Source organism: Acidiferrobacter thiooxydans (assembly GCF_003333315.1).
GTDB classification, from domain to species: domain Bacteria; phylum Pseudomonadota; class Gammaproteobacteria; order Acidiferrobacterales; family Acidiferrobacteraceae; genus Acidiferrobacter; species Acidiferrobacter thiooxydans.
Genome location: NZ_PSYR01000001.1, coordinates 971,906 through 991,381, shown reverse-complemented (window position 1 = coordinate 991,381; position 19,476 = coordinate 971,906). Strand labels below are relative to the sequence as shown.

Genomic DNA, 19,476 nt, shown 5'->3' with positions numbered 1-19,476 from the left:
ACACACTGGAAATTAGTATCGCAAATACCGATACAATTCCGGATAGGTTATCCCCGCACCACGTAAAAATCTTCTTCCAAGCCATTTCATGCCACACAAGTATTTGGGTCGCACAAGAGCCATTGTATGTAAACTGGATATTCGCGGCACATTGGTGCGTTTCGCGCCGAAAGTGCGCCAGCGGGAGTCTTCCTCACCAATGGCGACGACCCTGGCGGTCGGTTTTAGTTAGAGCCTGGAAATAGTGGAGGGGCGCCCGCGGAATGCCGGGTACCGGTACCTGCGGGCCCATATGAGGCCAGACAGTGTCCGTGTCGGTTCTGCCTGCGCAGCTATAGAACCGTCCGCGTCGGATACGCGTCGTCGCGTCAAAGCTGTCCTCCCGGAACACCATCCCATGCAGCTTGTCTGGAGGGATTACCCGGACCCGTTTGTCCGCACCATCGGCGAATGCCGAACTGGAGACAACGGGCAATGGCCACACTTCCACCCAGTATCCGCGAACGCGCTCGCATACCGTGCCAGTATCTATGCGGACAGCAAATTCTAGCCCCATTACGGCCCCCTCGTCACCGCATGTCACATGCCATGTTTTCAGCTACACAGAGTTCCCCTCAATCCTCGCCTCCAACCGCTGGGCTACGTTACCCCACTACTGGCGTCACTCAACCACAGCTCTCAGCTTCCCATAACTCACCGCGCGAGTTCCATTTCCGCTCCATTCACAACGGAACCGCATTAATGACATCGACACATAAGAAGGCATTCTATTCACCCAACAGCTTGAGGAAGTACAGTATAACGTCGCGCATTTCTTTCTTCGATACAACGACGTCGTCATCTGTCGCATACGTCATGCGCTTTTGTACCAAATGCTCTTCTAGATACCTTCTTATAATCCATAATGCCCCCTGAACGGACACGTGGACGAACCACTCGTACTTATCACCCCTCTTTCTTTTGAAAAATCCACTAAAGAACTGGTATGTTCCTCTCTCGATGCCGATTCTCGATTCGTCCAATTTCTTCCACGAAGCCATCCTCTCAATTATTGGCCATTTATCTACGTTATCTACATCGTCGCTTTCCGCCTCAATAACAGTTACGCTGAAGTCGCACCCATCATTGTGTGGTTCTGGTAATGAGTATTTACTCGTATGTATTTCGGCAGTTTCTGCCACATTTTCCATCATGGCTGACAGCTCTTGATATGTTACGCGCAACGTCACATCCTTAGCATTCGGCCTATAATACAGAACGTTTCCACTCGTAAACTCAAGGTGTCCTTTTTTCTTGCCATCCTTTCCCATTATATCTACGTGAGTTACAAAACGCGTTTTTGGCCTTGCCATATATTTCCCCCTCTGTTGAAGCACACACAGAATTGATTTTTTGTGAATTATCCCGTGCGTGTTGATTGTTATGCACTCAACACGGTCTTTTCTTGCCTTAAGAAAGCCTTACACGGCCGGTGCAGAAGTATGATTAATGAGCCACAGGAAAGCCTCGGCAGCTGCCATCACACAAACGAACGCTTATGTCGTTAAAACCTATTTCTGTGCACGAAACGCCTTGTACACCAACCCGGCCAGCATCCCCTGCATCTGTGTAAACGTCCGCTCGTCTTTCAGCATCTGGTCGGCGATGCGATTGTGACCCTCCTGGCCGTCCAGGATGATGTCGGTGAGGATGGTCTTGAAGTCGCCCAAAGCAAACTGCTCCTCGGTGTTGTGCGCCGCCTGCTCGGCGAGCGCCGGACTTTCCAGTAGTTTGCCCTGGATAGTCGTGACATAGCCCACCATGTCGGCCTCGCTCAAATCCCCGGCAAAAAGGTCATTCATGCGCTCGACGATTTCGGCCAGGCGGCGCTTCTCATCCTCCAGCGCCCGGCCGGTACCGGCCTCCGACACCGGGCGCAGCGGCACGGATTCGCCAGTCGCGAGGTCGAGGCTCTGCTCAGCCAGGCGCTGCAGGCGGTAATGGCTCAACCGCACATCGGCTTCTATCTCGATAAGGCTCGTAGCACTGGGGGCGTTGATGCGCGGCATCAGGTTCTTGCCGAAGGCGTAGCGCTTTTCGAGGTCTGAGTCATTGTAGGGGATGATTTGCGACAGGAAGTCATACATCCGCAGAAAGGTGCCCAGGTCCTTGCGGAACTGGTCGGCCTCCTCCTCAGGGAGGGCGGCAAAGCGGTCGGCGGCTGGTTTGAGATAGGCGTGGAGGCTCGCCTGGCGGCGCTTGGGGTCGAAGAAGGCCTGGGCGAAGCCCTCGATTTCGCTTGGGAGGTACACCTGCGCGGCGTCGAGCTTGATTTGCTATTCGTGCACGATGTTGGGGTCGGTGACATCTTCCAACTGCGCCGCCCGGTAGTAGGGCTGGAAGCTCTCCAGAATCTCGTTCGGGGCGTTTACGAAATCGAGCACAAAGGGCTCGTCCTTGCCGGGGTAGGTGCGGTTTAATCGCGAGAGGTGAGATGGACCCCAACCCCTGGACAGAATCTCCCGATCCTTAGGTGGATTATCTGCCGGGTTGGTCAAGCGGCTAGATCCCAGGACGCTGTGGTGTAAGCCTCCCACGGTGTCCGTCGATCCAGTGCTTGATGAGGCCTCTCATGATTATAGAAATGGAAGTATTTTGCAAGAGAGGCCCGTGCTTCAGGTATCGATGCATAGGCCTTGAGATACACCTCCTCATACTTGACAGAGCGCCACAACCGCTCGACGAACACGTTGTCACGCCAGCAGCCTTTGCCGTCCATGCTGATGTCGATCGTGTGGGCCTTCAGGACGTCTGTGAAGGCCTCGGAGGTGAATTGCGCCCCTTGGTCGGTGTTGAAGATCTGCGGGGCCCCATAGAGCTCCAGGGCCTCCTCCAGGGCCTCGACACAGGAGTCGGCCTCCAGGGTGGTGGCCAGCCGCCAGGAGAGCACCGCACGCGTGGCCCAGTCCATGATGGCGACGAGATAGCAAAAGCCCCGGGCCATGGGGATGTAGGTCACGTCCGCACACCAGACCTGGTTGGGCCGGGTGATGGTCATGCCTCGCAAAAGATAGGGATAAATGCGATGACCCGGACCCGGGGCGCTGGTCTTGCGCCTGGGGTACAGGGTCTTGATCCCCATGACCTGCATGAGCCGCTGGATGCGCTTGCGGTTTACGAACACGCCGTCGCGCTCGAGCCGGTCCCGCAGGCGCCGCGAGCCCAGGAACGGGTGCTGGAGGTGGATCGCATCGAGCCGCTTCATGAGCGCCAGATCGTCCTCGGAGACCACAGGCTTCCCCTGGTAATACACGCTCGAGCGGGGCACGCCAAGCCACGCGCATTGGCGTGCGATCGGCACCACCGGATTCTCGCGCTCGACCCGTTGGAGTCTCTCAGCCGTGGTCATTTGCCGAGCACTCGTGCGAAAAAATCGTTCTGGACCGTAAGCTCTCCAATCTTGGCCAGCAAGGCCTCGCGATCGCTGGTGGGTGTCGTCCCCGTGGGCTTGCCGAAAATGCTCGCCGCCTGGTCGATCAACTGCCGGCGCCACTGGGTCACCTGGTTCGGGTGGACCTGGTGTTTGGCTGCGATCTCATGGATAGTCTTCTCCCCGGCCAGGGCCTCAAGGGCCACCTTGGCCTTGAACTGCGGGGCGTGATTGCGTCGTGTCTTGCTCATAGGATTTCTGCTCCTTGTTGCGTTACTGTAAGGGCAGATAATCACCTAAGCTAGTGTCCAAGAATTGGGGTCCATCTCTAGGGTTTGCACCGCCAAGACCCCCGAGAGGCGCTTGTCCACGTACATGGCGCAGAGGAGCGGCTGGTCGAAGCCCGTCTGGTATTTGTTGGCGACCAGCAAGACCCGGTAATCATCCCCCTTGAAACCCTCGGCCGGGTCCTGGCCGTGCAGGTCCGGGTTCATGCCGGTCTCAGTGAAGTCTTCGGGCCCGGACTCCAGGTCGGTCACTTTTCCGGAGAAGGCGACCAGCGTCTTCATATCCCGGTAACCGCGGTCTTTGAGGTAACGGTCCATGGCAAGCTTATAGCGCACCGCCGCCACCCGGCTGTCGGTGACTACCATGGCCTTGGCCCGGCCTTGAAGCTTGGGCGCGACATGGGCGCGGAAGTGCTCGACGATGACGACGACCTTCTGACTGATGTTGTAGGGGTGGAGCTTGGCGTAGCGCGCCAGCGCCACCTGGGTCTTCTTGTGCGGGACCCACTTGTCGTCCGCCTGGGAGGTGAGCTTGTAGAAGGCCTTGTAGGTCACGTAGTTCTTCAGGACATCCAGGATGAAGCCTTCCTCGATGGCCTGGCGCATGGAGTAGATATGAAAGGGCGCCGGCTTGCCATCGGCATCCGGCCGCCCGAATAGCTCCATGGTCTTGGATTTGGGGGTGGCGGTGAAGGCAAAATAGGAGCAGTTGGGCGGCCGGACGCGGGCCGCTATCGCCGCGTTGATGACATCCTCTTGCGTTAGGGCACATCTGAATTAACCCCTCATTTCGACAAGCCCAAGGCGCCGAAACGGAATTCTGCTAGGCCGGGAAGGCGAAACGCACCGTTCTGCGCCCTGATGGGGCTTTGTTTGGTCGTTCGGGAAGCCTTTTGTGGCCCGAGATCCAATTTCCGGACGGACTACGCCCTTGTGGGTCGCAATAGCCGTCGGCGCACGAGGTAGAGGTTGGCCAAGGCGCAAGTGACGAACAGGCGATAGGCGTTCTTCTCAAGACCCCGGTAGCGAACCTTGGTGAAATGGAAGATGCCTTTGATGACCCCGAAGACATGTTCGACGCGGCTGCGGATTTGGGACTTGATACGGTTACGAGCGCGCTCAACCTCGTTTACCACGCCTTTGTACCGATACCGGCGGTTGGTGAGGTCGCGCGCCTTCGGGGCGTGTTGCCGGAGGACATCGGTCTGACCTTGGTAGGCCGAGTCGCCCCATACTCGGGTCTCGCCGCCATGGAGGAGATCGGGGAGGATGGTGGCGTCATGGACGTTGGCGGCAGTGGCGACCACCGCATGGATGACCTTGGTTTTGCTGTCGACGCCGATATGGGCTTTCATGCCGAAGTACCACTGATTCCCCTTCTTGGTCTGATGCATGTCCGGATCGCGTTTCCCCGCTTTGTTCTTTGTCGATGAGGGCGCATTGATGATCGTGGCGTCGACAATCGTGCCTTGGGTGACCTTGACGCCTTGGGATTCCAGATGCCGGTGGACCTCCCGGAAGAGTTTCTTCCCGAGATGGTGTTTCTCAAGCAGATGACGGAACTTCAAGATGGTCGTTTCATCCGGCACCGGCTCCCGGCCGAGGTCGATACCCACGAACCGGCACATGGAGACCGATTCATACAAGGCCTCTTCCGCTCCCGGATCGGAGAGGTTGAACCACTGCTGGAGAAAATAGATCCGGAGCATGCGCAAAAGCCCCACCGGCGGCCTGAAGTGGTCCCTACGCAGCGGACCTCATAGACGGGTCTTGATCTGGGTGTTGCATTCTGCGCGCATACTCGTTGGGCGACAAGTATCCGAGTGATGAGTGCAGGCGGACAGGATTGTAGAATCCGTGGATGTATTGCGCGATCGCTCTGTGGGCGTCCTGTTTTGTCGCATACGGCTCGGTCGCTTCTTCGGTCTTCAGTGTTGCGAAGAAGCTCTCCGAGACCGCATTGTCCCAGCAATTTCCCTTGCGACTCATGCTGGCCACCATGCCAAGTGCGCCGAGAGCGTTGCGGAAATCATCGCTGGCGTACTGGCTGCCGCGGTCGGAATGAAACACCGTACCGGATGGCGGTGTCTGGAGATGGCAGGCATTGCGCAGCGCATTGAGCACCAGCTCATCGGGCATGCGATCCGAGAGGCTGTAGCCGAGCACCTGGCGTGTCTGTAAGGCGATAATCACCGCCAGGTACAGCCAGCCCTCACGAGTGGCAACGTACGTGATGTCGCTTGTCCAGGCCGGCACGGCTGTGTCGACGCTAAATCGCCTCTGTAGGACGTTCGGGGCGATGGCGCGCTGATGGGCACTGTCGGTCGTGCGCGGCACGAAGCGCCCTTTACGCACGCCTCGCAAGCCTTCCTCGCGCATCACTCGATGCACACGTTTGGGGTTGATGCGCATGCCCTGTGCGCGCAGGGCATGCGTGAGGCGCCGGCGACCATAGCGGCGCCGGCTTTCCTCGTGGACCTGTATGATCGCTGCACGCAACGGAGCGTCCGCGTCGCTCTGTGGCGCACGTTCTCGGGCCTGCCAGGCGAAGAATCCCGACGTCGATACCTCAAGTACCCGGCACATGAACCCGATCGGGTAGTGAGTCCGCTGCGAGGCGATATAGGCGTACTTCACTTGGACTCCTTCGCAAAGTACGCTGCGGCTTTTTTTATGAAATCGCGCTCCATGCGCAGCTGAGCATTCTCGGCTCGAAGCCGTGCATTCTCAGCTTCCACATCGCTCACAGGACGGCGCTTCCCGTCCTTGGCGAACCCTGCTCCATCACGCGAAATGCGGATCCAATTAGCCAGCGTCTTGACCGAAATACCGAGCTTGCGGGCAGCCTTTGCCGCTCCGAGGCTCTCTGCCAATGACACTGCCTGCGCCTTGTAATCGGCGGTATATTGAGCACGAACCTGACGTTCCATAGTGACCTCCAAGTGGTTGGTTTAATCCATCCATTAGAGGTCCGTCAACGGGGGACCACTTCACTTCATCTCCTGGTGGAGGTAGCCGCAATCGGGCGGTGCGTGGGCGGCCACGAGCCCCGGGGCGCGCGGAAAGAGCCGCGCCTCGAGCGCCGCGTCGTCCAGGTCTGCGGGCAACAGCCAGGACAGGCCGGCGGCCTGGGCGCGCTCCACATACTTCGCGACCGTGCCCTTGGCCACCCCACAGGCCCGGGCGATCCGGTCGTGGGTAAGCCCCGCTTCGTATTTCAGTCGCAGAACGTCTTTGATCTTACGCATGGTCTTCCTCGGGGCGGGCATGTCCTCTCCTGTGGAAAAATCAGGGAGGATAGCCCGCGGAATTGGGAACCCGGTGCGCTCTCGGACTTATCAGGCGGGATGATCCTCGGCCGACACGACGTCGGTCACGATGGATCGGAATCCGTGGTCATCTTCGATCGGAATGCGCGGTCAAGATGAATCGGAATCCGTGGTCACGTTCGATCGGAATCCTTGGTCATCTTGCTTCGGAATATGCAGGTATGGGCTCGCGACACCTGGCTCGATATCCTGGGCAACTTCCTGCACCTGCAACGCAAAGAGGGCACGGACAAGACGCAGCCCGCGCGCGAGACCCTCATCTTCCCGCGCTACCACCAGCTCGATGTCGTCACACGCCTCCTGGAGGCCGCCCGCGCCGAGGGCGTAGGCCACAGCTACCTCATCCAGCACTCGGCGGGCTCGGGCAAGTCCAACTCCATCGCCTGGTGTGCCCACCGCCTGACGTCGCTGCACAACGCGGCCGACGAGCGGGTCTTTGATTCGGTCATCGTCATCACCGACCGGCGGGTGCTGGACCGCCAGCTCCAGGAGACCATCAGCCAGTTCGAGCACAAGACCGGCGTAGTGCAGAAGATTGACGAAGACAGCCAGCAGCTCGCCCGCGCCTTGAGCGAGGGCACGCCCATTATCGTCACCACCCTGCAGAAGTTTCCCTTCATCCAGAAGAAGATGGCGGGCGCAGACCTCGCCTCCCGCCGCTTTGCCTTGATTGTCGACGAGGCCCATTCCAGCCAGTCGGGAGCGGCGGCCCAGAAGCTGCGCGCGGCGTTGCACACCGAAGGACCGGCCCCCCTGCGGGTGGCCGAGGCCGCAAGCGCAAACGTAGACGGCTCCGTGCTGATGCTCGATGGCGTCCGGGATGAGGAGGGCGAGGATACAGAGGGAGCCGCGGGGGACCTAAGGCACCTCTGATTTAGTCCCTATATACAAGCCGTTATGGTAAAATGGCGTAAGTTAAAACGGATAAAATCCATGCGCCAGCTCACCTTAGCCACCGGTACCTTCGAGACCCACAGGAAACCCACCCGTCGCGAGAAGTTCCTAGCGGATATGGAGAAAGTGGTGCCATGGCAGGATCTTTGTGCGGTGATCGCACCCTATTACCCTAAGGGCGAGAACGGTAGGCTGAAGTGGTCCCCCGTTGACGGACCTCTAATGGATGGATTAAACCAACCACTTGGAGGTCACTATGGAACGTCAGGTTCGTGCTCAATATACCGCCGATTACAAGGCGCAGGCAGTGTCATTGGCAGAGAGCCTCGGAGCGGCAAAGGCTGCCCGCAAGCTCGGTATTTCGGTCAAGACGCTGGCTAATTGGATCCGCATTTCGCGTGATGGAGCAGGGTTCGCCAAGGACGGGAAGCGCCGTCCTGTGAGCGATGTGGAAGCTGAGAATGCACGGCTTCGAGCCGAGAATGCTCAGCTGCGCATGGAGCGCGATTTCATAAAAAAAGCCGCAGCGTACTTTGCGAAGGAGTCCAAGTGAAGTACGCCTATATCGCCTCGCAGCGGACTCACTACCCGATCGGGTTCATGTGCCGGGTACTTGAGGTATCGACGTCGGGATTCTTCGCCTGGCAGGCCCGAGAACGTGCGCCACAGAGCGACGCGGACGCTCCGTTGCGTGCAGCGATCATACAGGTCCACGAGGAAAGCCGGCGCCGCTATGGTCGCCGGCGCCTCACGCATGCCCTGCGCGCACAGGGCATGCGCATCAACCCCAAACGTGTGCATCGAGTGATGCGCGAGGAAGGCTTGCGAGGCGTGCGTAAAGGGCGCTTCGTGCCGCGCACGACCGACAGTGCCCATCAGCGCGCCATCGCCCCGAACGTCCTACAGAGGCGATTTAGCGTCGACACAGCCGTGCCGGCCTGGACAAGCGACATCACGTACGTTGCCACTCGTGAGGGCTGGCTGTACCTGGCGGTGATTATCGCCTTACAGACACGCCAGGTGCTCGGCTACAGCCTCTCGGATCGCATGCCCGATGAGCTGGTGCTCAATGCGCTGCGCAATGCCTGCCATCTCCAGACACCGCCATCCGGTACGGTGTTTCATTCCGACCGCGGCAGCCAGTATGCCAGCGATGACTTCCGCAACGCTCTCGGCGCACTTGGCATGGTGGCCAGCATGAGTCGCAAGGGAAATTGCTGGGACAATGCGGTCTCGGAGAGCTTCTTCGCAACACTGAAGACCGAAGAAGCGACCGAGCCGTATGCGACAAAACAGGACGCCCACAGAGCGATCGCGCAATACATCCACGGATTCTACAATCCTGTCCGCCTGCACTCATCACTCGGATACTTGTCGCCCAACGAGTATGCGCGCAGAATGCAACACCCAGATCAAGACCCGTCTATGAGGTCCGCTGCGTAGGGACCACTTCAGACCGCCTCAACCGTCGAGTTCTTCTTCAAGAGCAAGCGTGTGGCCGTCCATGCCCGCGCGCTCGCGCGCGGGAAGTTCACGACGCTTGCCGAACACATGCCCGAGGCCCATCGCCGGCACCGGGAGTGGACGCCCGGGCGGCTCTTACGCTGGGCGCACAGCATCGGCCCCAAGACCCAGGCCATCGTGCAATGGCAGTTCGACCACCGCCCGCACCCCGAGCAGGGCTACCGCGCCTGTCTGGGGCTCCTGAATCTCGGCAAGCGGTATGGGAACGTGCGCCTGGAGGCCGCCTGCCAGCGGGCGCTTGCGATCGGCTCGCCGGTGCTCAAAAGCGTGAAATCCATCCTCGAGGCGCGGCTCGATCAGCAACCCCCGCCCGGCACGACCCCTGAGGGGGCGTCTGCCATCCCGCCGGTCCACCACGACAACGTGCGCGGCGCGGCGTACTTCCAGTCCACCACCCAAACCTCAACCCGTACTGAAGGAGAATCGGAACCATGTTGATCCAACCCACCCTTGATGCCTTAAACGCCCTGAAGCTCCACGGCATGGCCGCGGCCCTCTCAGAGCAGATGACCCAAAGCGCCGCCCAGGGCCTGTCCTTCGAGGAGCGCATTGGGCTGCTCGTCGAGCGCGAGGCGGTGTTCCGCGAGAGCCGCAGGCTCACGCGCCTCCTGCAGCAGGCGCAACTGAAGGAGCGCGCCTGCCTGGAGGATCTGGACTTCCGCGCCCGCCGGGGTCTCGACCGCGCGCACATCGCGACGCTCACCGCCTGCGACTGGATCCGGGTGGGGCAGAACCTCCTCATCCAGGGCGCCACCGGCTGCGGCAAGACCTTCCTCGCCTGCGCCCTGGCGCATCAGGCCTGCCGGCAGGGGCTGTCGGCCCTCTACGTGCGTGCCCCGCGGCTCTTCGAGGAACTGACCCTCGCGCACGCCGACGGGAGCTTCCGCAAACGCCTGGCCGCACTCGCCAAGACGAGCCTGCTGGTAATCGATGACTTCGCCATCTCTCCTTTGGGCGCGCGCGAGCGCGGCGACTTGCTGGAGATCCTCGATGATCGCATCGGCGCGCGCGCCACGCTCATCACGAGCCAGTTGCCGGTCGAGCACTGGTACGAGTACATCGGCGACCCGACGCTCGCCGATGCCATCCTCGATCGCTTGCTGCACTCCGCCCGCACCCTGACACTCGAAGGCGAGTCGATGCGCAAGCGCAAGAGTCAGGCCCAGGCGTAGCGTACCCGAACGGCATTACGTAATTACATACGTAATTACGGACGCCATGAACCACCCCCTCAATACAGGAGTTCTCATGTCCCGCACAGGTATTACCCAAGACCAGGTCTTTGCCGCCGCGCAGGCGCTGGCCGACCGCGCCCAACCCGTCACCGTCCAGGCCCTCCGCGAGGCCTTGGGCCACGGCAGCTTCACGACCCTCTCCCAGCATCTGCGTGCCTGGAAGAGCCATATCCCAACCCACCCACTCCCGCCCCTACCGCCCGAGATCGAGGCCGCCGCGCACCAGGCCCTGGCCCGGGTCTGGACCGCCGCGTCCGAGCTCGCCCAGCAGGAGGTCCAGGCTGTCCGTAGTGCCGCCCACACCCAGATCGCGGAGTCCCAGATGCAGGCGCAGGAGACCCTGCAGGAGATCGCACACCTCGAGCGCACCGTACAGGACCAGGAGGGCCGGATTGCGACCCTCAAGCCGGCCCTGGCCACCGCCGAGACGCATCTTGCCGCGCACGCCGCGAAGATCACTCAACTGGAGGCGCGTATCGCGGAACTGAAGGCGGAACTGGAGGCGGCGCAACTCCATAACGACCAGCGCGCCGAGGAATGCGGGAGACTGCGGGGAGAGCTCGCGGTGTACGCCGCGCTTGCACCCTCTGATCAAACCAAGAAGCCGGGGCGCTCTCCGTCTGCCCGGCCTGATCTCCCTAACACCCACACACAGGGGGCCAAGACCATTGACGGTCTGTGATTATGTAGTGTAAAAGTCGTTCAGCGCGACCGGCTCTCTGGCCGGTCATCTTCGCCCGGATTGATCGGTCACCTTCGACCGGAATCCGCGGTCACCATCCGCCGGAATCGGCGGTCATCTTCATCGGAATACGCACGCGAGGCCGGATTGCAGCAGGATGGCGAGGTCCGTGAAGTTGTAGCGCAGCTTGCAGGCCTTGAGCGCGCCCACGAACACGGTCAACGCCTGGTTGGCGCTCTGCCGGTAATGGTCGGCGCCTGGGTCGGTTTCGCTCGAGGGCACGAGATTGCCAGTCGCAGCCGTCGATGCGGGCAGCGAGGATAGGGCAATAGCCCCCACATCGAGCACCGACTTAGGTTAAAGACCGACGCGCGCCGCTTTCTGCTACAATGTCAGTCTGTTTGCCTATCTCGGAAGACTTTTCCGCGGGATAAGGAGTGACAACATATGCGAGCCCTCGAATTCGAGAGTGTCACAAGCAACCATTCGGTACCGGTCCCGGAGAATATCCCCGATGGGACACCGGTGAAGGTCGTTGTTCTGGCCAAAGACGCCTCCTCGGAAGAACGCCAACGGCAGTTCAAGGCGTTGCTGTGTGAAGTGGCGCAAGGGCTTACGGACGTGGACCTCACCCGCTCCCAGGAGACGGGGCGAGACATCCCGGAATGGCCTATCTCTTAGACACCAACATCATCTCGGAACTGCAAAAAGGCGCCCGGGCGACCTCGTCCGCACAGGATTGGTTCGCGCAAGCCTCTTATGGGGACCTCTTTCTTTCGGTGCTCATCATCGGGGAGCTGCAACAGGGTATAGCCCGCCTCCGTCGCCGCGATGCACCGCAGACCAGTCGACTGGCCGAAAAACTGCGAACCCTGGAATCTACATTTCAGGATAGAATCCTGCCCATTACGACGCCCATCGCCAAGCGTTGGGCGGAAAACAATGTACCCAACCCCTTACCGCTGGTGGATGGACTGCTCGCCGCAACGGCGCAAGAACACGGACTGATACTTGTCACGCGCAACACCCGTGACGTGGCGCCAAGCGGCGTCGCTACGCTCAATCCTTTCGAAAAGGTTACTTGACCTAGTCATAGCGGATAGGTTTCGATGACGCGGATTTCGCGCACCATCCCCACAGGGATACGAAATAGGCCGAGCCAGTCACCGTGATTATACTGGTGGGCGAGAAACACAAAGCGCGCCGTCTTCTTCCTTACGAGCAATCCATAGGCCTGACCCTCCCCTTCCTCATCATCGACCTGTTCGTCGTTGACCCAGCCCGGGTTGCGGTCGGCGTCGACCCACGCCACCTCAACCAGCTGCAATCTCTTTTTGTGTTTCACCATAAGGGCCTCCTTTCGTGTGTACGTATAGGCCCGGCCCTACATTCCCCCAGTCGCATATACGTGCAAGGCCCACAGGGCCATGTGTAGGGCATCGGCGATACCATCCTGACTCTTCTTGAGGGTCACCCCAAACAGGCGCTTCGCGGAGGCGATGGAGCGTTTTTTGGTCACCCCGCGCCTGCAGCCCGGTGCGCTCACAAGCGCCTGCCAAACCCGCCGGTACGGCTGGATAAGGGGTACGCCTAGCGTGACCAGGATGCCCTCCCAGGTGCCTGCCTGACGGCCATAGCTGTGCATGGCGACGACGCCGTTCCCGGACATCGCCTGGGTGCGCTCGAGCACCGCAAGCTTTACCTCCCCGAGCTACATCGCCTGCCGCGCGACGTCCGCCATGCCGGCGGTCGTCTTGGGCGTCCGGGCCATAAACAGCACATCGAGATGTTCGTTGATGACAGCAAGGGCACCCTGTTTACCGGGGTCGATGCCGATGAAGCATCACATTGCAGTCAGCCGGACCCTGCCGACCCGGCTCAATTTGACACGCTGTTTGGCTTGCCAGAGGTCATATCGGGACTGCAGCAAGCCAGCTCTCCGGGGAGCGTCCGAGCGCCTTGGAAAGACGCAGGGCCATGTCCGGACTTATGCCACTCTGCCCCTTCAGGATGCGACGCAAGGTCGAGGCCGAGGCATCGAGCGTGACTGCGAGTTCCCGGGCACTGAGCCCGTTGGGCTCCAGATAGACCGCGGTGAGAAATTCCCCTGGATGTGGAGGATTGTGCATAGCTATCAGTGATAGTCCTCATAGTCCACGACGTAGGCGTGACCCCTCTCGAGTTCGGATGCCAACGTGGCCCCCTATTGCTCACGCAGGAAACGGAATCAGGATGCCCGCACCTACTGCAGGTGCGCCCATGCCTTGTCCTCTTCGGGGCGCAGCCAGTCCTGCGCCAGAGATTGCCCCGCCGCCGCAAGCGTCTCGTCCCAAGCCGCCGGCGGCTCATCGAGCACCGTTACCAAGGCACGGTGGGCGCCTGTGACGTGCAGCGGTTCAATGAGATGGATTTGACCGTTCTCGTCAATGACCGCTTCCGCTATCTGTTTCATGGACGCCACCCCTTCTCGCAAGAAGCCCGACCCGATAGTAGCACGGACCAGGTGACCCTAAGCCGCTAGGCGTGCTCGCATACGGGTCGCGCCGAACGCGCTCGCTTCACACGCGGCGAGGTAGCGGGCCACGAGCCTCGCCCTACAAGCACGGCCGGCCTTCCCAGGGCCCACACTACCACCAGTTACGGCCGAAATCGGTCGGATGCGTCTGCGGTGGCGGAACCTTGATACGACTGCCTCACTGGACAAGACAGGCGCCTTGCGCGAATCCACTACCAGCGAATTCCCGAACTGACGGGTACCTTAAGCTGCTCCCCGGCCTTCAGCAAACCCCGGTCGAGCGTATAGACCCTCTTCGCTCCGTGGTTCGTGGCTATGGCGAGATGCAGCGCGTCTCCGGCACGAAGCCCCGTATCCGCTGGAGTCAGAAGCTGCGCGGCCGTCACGAAATCGCCGACGCTCGGGGCGAGGAGGACAAACGACTGCACCAAGAGCTGCTCGAAGGTCTTGCGAATGGCCTCTGCCTGCACTTCGTCGAATTCACCCATGCGCACACGCCGCGACACAAGGCTTGCCAGCTCCACCCGGGTCCATTGGGACGTGGCCAGTTCGTCTTCGCCGTCGCGAAGGAACGCCTCCACGGCGTCGCTCGACTCCTCAGGCATGACCAGGGGCCACGAAACTCGTGTCGAGATAGAGCACTCAATAGCCTTCGTCGCGCAAAACGCGCAGGATCTCCGCGCTTGAGGCCCGTGCTCGAGGAAGGCTTGCCCGAAAGGCCGCTAAAGACGGCAAGGGTTTGAGCGAGCCATGCGCCGACACCACACGCGCGACCGGCTTGCCGTGGCGTGTAATAACCACCTCCCCGCCCGCCTCGACCTCGTTCAAGATTTCGCTCAGCCGCACTTTGGCCTCGGCCAAACTGATGGTCTCCACAAAAAGCCTCGTCGACCAGAATAGTGGTCATTATAATCCACAGGGGCGGAATACCCACCATAGCGGTTTCCGCGAGCCGCGCCACATCTCCCTGCCGCCCCGGGCCTTGTCTGCAAGCGCGACCGGCCTTCCTGGGCCGGTTCGCGCTACCACCACTTGCGACTGAAGTCGGTCGGGTGCGCCTGTGGCGGCAGGGCCTTGACATGGCGCTCTTCCAGCCACGCCTGGGCGCCCTCCTCTCATTTCATTTCACCGACCGTATGGCTGCATACTTCTCCCAGATAGCCGCCTCCCCAACCGGAGCGGGCACCTCTACCCCTTGCCACCCCTTCCCCTTTCCCCGCCGCTTCCGTCATGCTATCATGCCGCATGAAAGCGAGTAGGGTTATGCACATCAAGATTGTGGGCAAAAGCGGCCAGATTTCGCTGGGGAAAGCGCTCGCGGGAACAGGTTTCCTGGTGGAAGAGTTACCGGGTGGCGACATCATCTTGAAGCGGGCGGCCGTCGTTCCGATAAACGAGCGGTGGGCGCATGAGCCCGCCGTGCGGGACAAGCTCGCGCAGGCCGACACCTGGATGCGCGACCACCCACCCGCGGAAACTTCGCTGGAAGAACTCGAGGCCGCTGGCCATTCAGGCGGTAATGAGCGTAAGCAACCCGCGTGAGCCGGACTGGGGCGCCCTCGCGTGATAACGCGAGCGGAAATTCCGCCAAAGTCCTGCTCGACCTGAACCACCCTGGGTTCCCGTCGGAACTCTTCGCCCTGGACGCCCCGGAAATCAAGAAGGTCTTCAAGACGCTCACGAAACTCAGGGCCCTCACCTGGAGCGAGGTCTTTCAGGATCATGGTCTCAAATGGGAAGAACTGAGGAGCCTTCCCCGGCAAATACACGATTCGATTATCTTAGTCCTACCGCGCGGTCGTGGTATGGGAAAACGCATTCATGCGCTTCCAGACCATCCATCACGACCACGACGAGGCTTACGGACGGAAATAGGGGCTCAGGCCGACCGGCCTCCGCTCGCCTTCGGCGAGGAGGTTCCTCCGCGGCGAGCCCTCCCGCGCCGGCAGGAGCCGTTCTCGCAGTCTGGTCACAGCCCGTGTATTTCTCCCAGACGGCCGCCTCACCAGACAAAACGGGCGTTTTAGTTGCCCGTACGCGTGAGCGTCAAGGTTCTTGTGAGGGGATCGGTGGCGCTGCTATCCTGAACCTCCCCCAAGGACTGGTCTGTGGACTAAGGAGACCCATGTCGACCGTGAAATTCCGCCCTTACCAGCAAGCGGCCGGAGGCTGGGGGGCCCTGCGCTCCTCCCTGCACAGCCTGCAACACCAGGGGATTCTGGCCGATGGCACGGCGCTACTTCTGAAATCCAACCAGGCGGAAGGCTTCGATTGCCCCGGTTGCGCATGGCCGGACCCGGACGCCCACTCGACCTTCGAGTTCTGCGAAAACGGCGTGAAGGCGGTGGCGGCGGAGGCGACCAGCAAGCGGGTGACGGCGGCGTTCTTTGCTGAGCACCCCGTGTCATGGCTTGCCGAGCACGACGACTATTTTCTGGAAGACCAGGGGCGGCTGACCGAGCCCATGGCCTATGACGCGGCCGGCGATCGGTATGTCCCGATATCCTGGGAGGCCGCGTTTCGGCGCATCGCCGATCATCTGCGGGCACTGAAATCCCCCGACGAGGCGATCTTCTACACCTCGGGGCGCACATCCAATGAGGCGGCCTTTCTCTACCAACTATTTGTGCGGGAGTTCGGCACGAACAACCTGCCGGACTGCTCCAATATGTGCCACGAGCCCACGAGCATCGGGATGCCGGAATCCATCGGTATCGGCAAGGGCACGGTGACGCTCGAGGACTTCGACCACGCCGATACGCTCCTGCTCTTCGGCCACAACCCGGGCACCAACCATCCGCGCATGCTGGGCACGCTGCGTGACGCCGCCCGGCGCGGCTGCCGGATCCTGGCATTCAACCCACTCAAGGAACGGGGCCTCGAACGCTTCGTCCATCCGCAGCATGCCGGCGAACTCCTGAGCCGCCACGGCACCGACATCGCAACGCATTATTACCAGCCGCGCATCGGCGGGGATTACGCTATCGCCCTGGGCATCGCCCGCTATGTGCTGGAATCAGGTACCCCAGACAGGGACTTCATAGCTGCCCATACCCAGGGGTTCGACGCCTTCAAGACCCTTGCCCTCGGTACCCCGTGGGAGACCATCGAGACCGAAAGCGGATTGCGCCGCGCCGACCTTGAGGAGGTCGGACGGATTTACGATGAGGGGCGAGCGGCCATCATCACCTGGGGCATGGGCATTACCCAGCACAAACACGCGGTAGCCACGGTTCAGATGCTCGTCAACGTGCTGCTACTGAAGGGCAACATCGGCAAGCCCGGCGCCGGACCTGCCCCCATACGCGGGCACAGCAACGTGCAGGGGGACCGGACCATGGGCATCTGGGAGCGGCCGCCGGCGGATTTCCTCGAGCGCCTGGGCCGGGAGTTCGATTTCGAGCCGCCGCGCGCGCCGGGCTATGACGTCATCGGGAGCATCAAGGCCATGGAGGAAGGACGCGCCCCCGTGTTCTTCGCCATGGGCGGCAACTTCGCCAATGCCTCACCGGACACCGCCCGGGTGCATGCCGCCTTGCGCCGATGCCGGCTGACCGTGCACGTCGCCACCAAGCTCAACCGCTCCCATGTCGTGCACGGCCAGGATGCCCTCATCCTGCCCTGCCTCGGGCGCACGGAAATCGACATCCAGGACGGCCGGCCGCAGGGCGTGACCGTCGAGGATTCCATGAGCATGGTGCATATCTCCCAGGGCATGAGGCCGCCCGCGTCCGCGCACCTCAAGTCCGAATGCGCGATCGTGGCGGGATTGGCCGAGGCGACCCTGCCCAAAAGCCGGACGCCCTGGCGCGAACTCGTCGCCGACTACGACCGGATCCGCGACCGGATTGCGCGGGTCGTGGCGGGGTTCGAGGACTTCAACGCACGCGTCCACAAACCCCGCGGGTTTCATCTCGATCTGCCGCCGCGGGCGCGCAAATGGACGACGCCCTCGGGCAAGGCCCACTTCATCGCCCAGGACCTGAGTACCCTCGTAGCGGACCGTTACCGACCGCAGACCGCCGAACGCGTCTTTAACCTGATGACTATCCGCAGTCACGACCAGTACAACACCACGATCTATGGCCTCGAGGACCGCTATCGCGGGGTCTCGGGGGCGCGCAATGTCTGCTTCATCCACCCAGACGATCTTTCGGACCTCGGTTTCGATCCGGAGGCGCACGTCGATATCGTATCCCACTGGTCCGACGGGAAACGGGTGGCGCACGACTTTGTGCTGGTGCCGTATGACATTCCGCGCGGCTGCCTAGCCGGCTACTACCCGGAGCTGAATATACTCGTGCCCCTATCCAGCCATGCCGACCGCGCCAACACGCCGACCTCCAAATCCGTGAGCGTCACCTTGCATCCGGCGACCGCGCGTGGCTGAGGGATCCGGCGGGGACGAGGCGACCGAGGACATGGCGATCGCGCTGATGCAGGCCCTCTGTGCCGAGGGCGCGCTGTCTTTGGCGCGGGCTGCCAAGGACTTGAATATCCGCCGCAGCCAGCTGGAGCGTCTTTTGGCGCTTCTCGGGCATACGGACGGCTTCGGCGGACTCGGCTATGTCCGCCAGGAAGAACACCAGGGCCGAATCATGGTTACGCTCACCGCAAAAGGACGGGAATTATGTACGCAGATACCGATCGGCACGGGCTAGCGTGGTCCCAGGCCACAGTCCTGGAGCCCCGCCGCGGGCCTATGGTGCGCGAGGAGGCGATTCTCGAAGAAGCGGCGGTCTCCGTCACGATCAACGGAGAGATCTATGCCGTGATGATGGCAACCCCGAGCCACCTAGACGACTTCCTCCGGGGCTTTCTCTTGAGCGAAGGCATCCTGCGATCGCTCGATGAGATCGTCGCGTGGGAAACGGTGCGCGTAGCGGAAGGTTGGGCTGCCTATTTCCAGCTCGCCGGGGCGGCCTTGAAACGAGTTCGCCACAAGCGCCGTCGCATCGTCGGTGCGAGCGCCTGCGGCCTTTGCGGCATTCCGCGCTTCGAAGGCCTCGTACCTTTTGCGCCGCTCCAAAGCGACCACTGTTGGGATTCGCAGGCCATCCACGACCTGCTGGCGCGGATGCGCGATTTGCAGGCGCTCAATCACAGCACCGGCACCGCCCATGCGGCCATTCTCGCCACGCCATGGGGCCATATCGTGCGCGAGGACATCGGCCGCCATAACGCCGTGGATAAGGTGATCGGCGCAGCGCTCGGGGGACGCTGTCCGCACGGGGCGGCTACGATGCTGGGCGTGTCCTCACGCCTTACCTTCGAGATCGCCGTGAAGGCCCTGAGTTTCGGCGTGCCGATCGTGGCCGCAATCTCCGGCGTGAGCAGCCTCGCGATCCAGGTGGCCGAGATCCGTGGACTGACCCTAATCGGCTATACGCGGGATGCGCGCATGACTGTCTATGCCCACAGCGAGCGCATCCGCAACACAACACGCGAGGCCGGCTGATCGCACCGAAAATGGCCGGCGGCAGCATGAGCGGCTCCCGCCAAGCCTATACGACTACGACGTGCGTCTCATGCTCATTGCCGGCCAATCGCGTTTCCAGCCAGCGACAGCACCCGCGCCGTATGGTCATCGCGGCCATAGGT

23 protein-coding genes and 6 pseudogenes are annotated in these 19,476 nt (G+C 61.4%); 13 read left to right on the top strand and 16 right to left on the bottom strand.

Features of this window, described 5'->3' with window-relative positions; all coding sequences use genetic code 11:
• Positions 1-767: 767 nt before the first annotated feature.
• From C4900_RS04975 to C4900_RS04940, 9 genes and pseudogenes are all read right to left on the bottom strand, one after another.
• On the bottom strand, positions 768-1,352 hold the full coding sequence (locus C4900_RS04975; RefSeq protein WP_147267126.1) for a hypothetical protein: 585 nt from the start codon (positions 1,350-1,352) through the stop codon (positions 768-770).
• A 198-nt stretch (positions 1,353-1,550) separates the two neighbouring features.
• Positions 1,551-2,291 carry an HsdR family type I site-specific deoxyribonuclease gene (locus C4900_RS04970; RefSeq protein ID WP_114282461.1) on the bottom strand — a complete coding sequence of 247 codons (741 nt, stop codon included), beginning with the start codon at positions 2,289-2,291 and terminating at the stop codon, positions 1,551-1,553.
• Between the two features lie 24 nt (positions 2,292-2,315).
• Positions 2,316-2,537, bottom strand: coding sequence for a hypothetical protein (locus tag C4900_RS15775; RefSeq protein WP_147267125.1), 222 nt, complete (start codon positions 2,535-2,537; stop codon positions 2,316-2,318).
• Positions 2,534-3,660 (bottom strand): IS3 family transposase gene (locus tag C4900_RS04965; RefSeq protein WP_114282460.1). Its coding sequence is split into 2 segments (ribosomal slippage): positions 2,534-3,399 and positions 3,399-3,660, totalling 1,128 coding nucleotides; the frame shifts between segments, so codons are not numbered across the junction. Before C4900_RS04965 ends, C4900_RS15775 begins: the two co-directional genes overlap by 4 nt.
• Positions 3,661-3,738: 78 nt before the next feature.
• Positions 3,739-4,461 (bottom strand): annotated as a pseudogene (locus tag C4900_RS04960) (type I restriction endonuclease subunit R); the annotation flags it as partial.
• 158 nt (positions 4,462-4,619) lie between these two features.
• Positions 4,620-5,429, bottom strand: a pseudogene (locus tag C4900_RS04955) (IS5 family transposase); the annotation flags it as partial.
• 10 nt (positions 5,430-5,439) lie between these two features.
• A complete protein-coding gene (locus C4900_RS04950) occupies positions 5,440-6,333 on the bottom strand; it encodes an IS3 family transposase (RefSeq protein ID WP_114282231.1) in 894 nt (297 codons plus the stop codon).
• A complete protein-coding gene (locus tag C4900_RS04945; protein ID WP_114282232.1) occupies positions 6,330-6,626 on the bottom strand; it encodes a transposase in 297 nt (98 codons plus the stop codon). The genes C4900_RS04950 and C4900_RS04945 overlap by 4 nt, the downstream gene beginning before the upstream one ends.
• Positions 6,627-6,686: 60 nt before the next feature.
• A complete protein-coding gene (locus C4900_RS04940) occupies positions 6,687-6,965 on the bottom strand; it encodes a sigma factor-like helix-turn-helix DNA-binding protein (protein ID WP_114282456.1) in 279 nt (92 codons plus the stop codon).
• A 216-nt stretch (positions 6,966-7,181) separates the two neighbouring features.
• Between C4900_RS04940 and C4900_RS04935 the strand changes: the two are divergent.
• From C4900_RS04935 to C4900_RS04905, 7 genes and pseudogenes are all read left to right on the top strand, one after another.
• Positions 7,182-7,769, top strand: a pseudogene (locus C4900_RS04935) (DEAD/DEAH box helicase family protein); the annotation flags it as partial.
• A 189-nt stretch (positions 7,770-7,958) separates the two neighbouring features.
• Positions 7,959-8,111: pseudogene (locus C4900_RS16595) on the top strand (IS5/IS1182 family transposase); the annotation flags it as partial.
• 64 nt (positions 8,112-8,175) lie between these two features.
• The gene (locus C4900_RS04925) at positions 8,176-8,472 is read left to right on the top strand and encodes a transposase (protein WP_114282232.1); all 297 of its coding nucleotides are present in this window, start codon (positions 8,176-8,178) and stop codon (positions 8,470-8,472) included.
• Positions 8,469-9,362: an IS3 family transposase gene (locus C4900_RS04920; protein WP_114282231.1), complete on the top strand. Its 894-nt coding sequence runs from the start codon at positions 8,469-8,471 to the stop codon at positions 9,360-9,362. Before C4900_RS04925 ends, C4900_RS04920 begins: the two co-directional genes overlap by 4 nt.
• A gap of 12 nt (positions 9,363-9,374) precedes the next feature.
• Positions 9,375-9,881, top strand: a pseudogene (locus tag C4900_RS04915) (IS21 family transposase); the annotation flags it as partial.
• Positions 9,875-10,615 carry an IS21-like element helper ATPase IstB gene (gene istB, locus C4900_RS04910; protein ID WP_114282452.1) on the top strand — a complete coding sequence of 247 codons (741 nt, stop codon included), beginning with the start codon at positions 9,875-9,877 and terminating at the stop codon, positions 10,613-10,615. The pseudogene C4900_RS04915 and the gene istB, both read left to right, overlap by 7 nt.
• Positions 10,616-10,691: 76 nt before the next feature.
• Entirely contained in the window at positions 10,692-11,360 is a 669-nt protein-coding gene (locus C4900_RS04905; RefSeq protein ID WP_170132411.1) for a DNA-binding protein, read from the top strand.
• A gap of 120 nt (positions 11,361-11,480) precedes the next feature.
• On the opposite strand, the gene C4900_RS04900 is transcribed toward C4900_RS04905, so the two are convergent.
• Positions 11,481-11,699 (bottom strand): hypothetical protein, encoded by a 219-nt coding sequence (locus tag C4900_RS04900; protein ID WP_147267123.1) that lies wholly within the window; start codon positions 11,697-11,699, stop codon positions 11,481-11,483.
• A 108-nt stretch (positions 11,700-11,807) separates the two neighbouring features.
• On the opposite strand from C4900_RS04900, the gene C4900_RS04895 reads away from it, so the two are divergent.
• Both C4900_RS04895 and C4900_RS04890 read left to right on the top strand, forming a co-directional pair.
• Positions 11,808-12,041, top strand: a complete 234-nt coding sequence (locus C4900_RS04895; RefSeq protein ID WP_065972413.1) for a hypothetical protein — start codon at positions 11,808-11,810, stop codon at positions 12,039-12,041.
• A complete protein-coding gene (locus C4900_RS04890; RefSeq protein ID WP_114282447.1) occupies positions 12,026-12,445 on the top strand; it encodes a type II toxin-antitoxin system VapC family toxin in 420 nt (139 codons plus the stop codon). The genes C4900_RS04895 and C4900_RS04890 overlap by 16 nt, the downstream gene beginning before the upstream one ends.
• A gap of 5 nt (positions 12,446-12,450) precedes the next feature.
• Here the strand turns inward: C4900_RS04890 and C4900_RS04885 are convergent, their stop codons facing one another.
• The 6 genes and pseudogenes from C4900_RS04885 to C4900_RS04860 form a co-directional block, all read right to left on the bottom strand.
• Complete coding sequence (locus tag C4900_RS04885) at positions 12,451-12,708, bottom strand: hypothetical protein (RefSeq protein WP_065972411.1); 258 nt, start codon at positions 12,706-12,708, stop codon at positions 12,451-12,453.
• A 36-nt stretch (positions 12,709-12,744) separates the two neighbouring features.
• Positions 12,745-13,050, bottom strand: a complete 306-nt coding sequence (locus C4900_RS04880) for a RuvC family protein (RefSeq protein WP_065972410.1) — start codon at positions 13,048-13,050, stop codon at positions 12,745-12,747.
• Between the two features lie 153 nt (positions 13,051-13,203).
• Positions 13,204-13,495 (bottom strand): annotated as a pseudogene (locus C4900_RS04875) (HigA family addiction module antitoxin).
• A gap of 107 nt (positions 13,496-13,602) precedes the next feature.
• Positions 13,603-13,812, bottom strand: coding sequence for a hypothetical protein (locus C4900_RS04870; protein WP_065968861.1), 210 nt, complete (start codon positions 13,810-13,812; stop codon positions 13,603-13,605).
• A 275-nt stretch (positions 13,813-14,087) separates the two neighbouring features.
• The gene (locus C4900_RS04865) at positions 14,088-14,480 is read right to left on the bottom strand and encodes a type II toxin-antitoxin system VapC family toxin (RefSeq protein WP_114282445.1); all 393 of its coding nucleotides are present in this window, start codon (positions 14,478-14,480) and stop codon (positions 14,088-14,090) included.
• Positions 14,481-14,517: 37 nt separating this feature from the next.
• Positions 14,518-14,751, bottom strand: a complete 234-nt coding sequence (locus C4900_RS04860) for a type II toxin-antitoxin system Phd/YefM family antitoxin (RefSeq protein WP_114282443.1) — start codon at positions 14,749-14,751, stop codon at positions 14,518-14,520.
• A 387-nt stretch (positions 14,752-15,138) separates the two neighbouring features.
• On the opposite strand from C4900_RS04860, the gene C4900_RS04855 reads away from it, so the two are divergent.
• The 4 genes from C4900_RS04855 (at position 15,139) to fdhD (ending at position 19,333) form a co-directional block, all read left to right on the top strand.
• Positions 15,139-15,417, top strand: coding sequence for a hypothetical protein (locus C4900_RS04855; RefSeq protein WP_083995793.1), 279 nt, complete (start codon positions 15,139-15,141; stop codon positions 15,415-15,417).
• Positions 15,418-16,000: 583 nt separating this feature from the next.
• A complete protein-coding gene (locus C4900_RS04850; protein WP_114282442.1) occupies positions 16,001-18,265 on the top strand; it encodes an FdhF/YdeP family oxidoreductase in 2,265 nt (754 codons plus the stop codon).
• The gene (locus C4900_RS04845; protein ID WP_211306769.1) at positions 18,258-18,536 is read left to right on the top strand and encodes a hypothetical protein; all 279 of its coding nucleotides are present in this window, start codon (positions 18,258-18,260) and stop codon (positions 18,534-18,536) included. The genes C4900_RS04850 and C4900_RS04845 overlap by 8 nt, the downstream gene beginning before the upstream one ends.
• Positions 18,506-19,333 (top strand): formate dehydrogenase accessory sulfurtransferase FdhD, encoded by an 828-nt coding sequence (gene fdhD / locus C4900_RS04840; RefSeq protein WP_114282440.1) that lies wholly within the window; start codon positions 18,506-18,508, stop codon positions 19,331-19,333. The genes C4900_RS04845 and fdhD overlap by 31 nt, the downstream gene beginning before the upstream one ends.
• Positions 19,334-19,476: the final 143 nt, after the last annotated feature.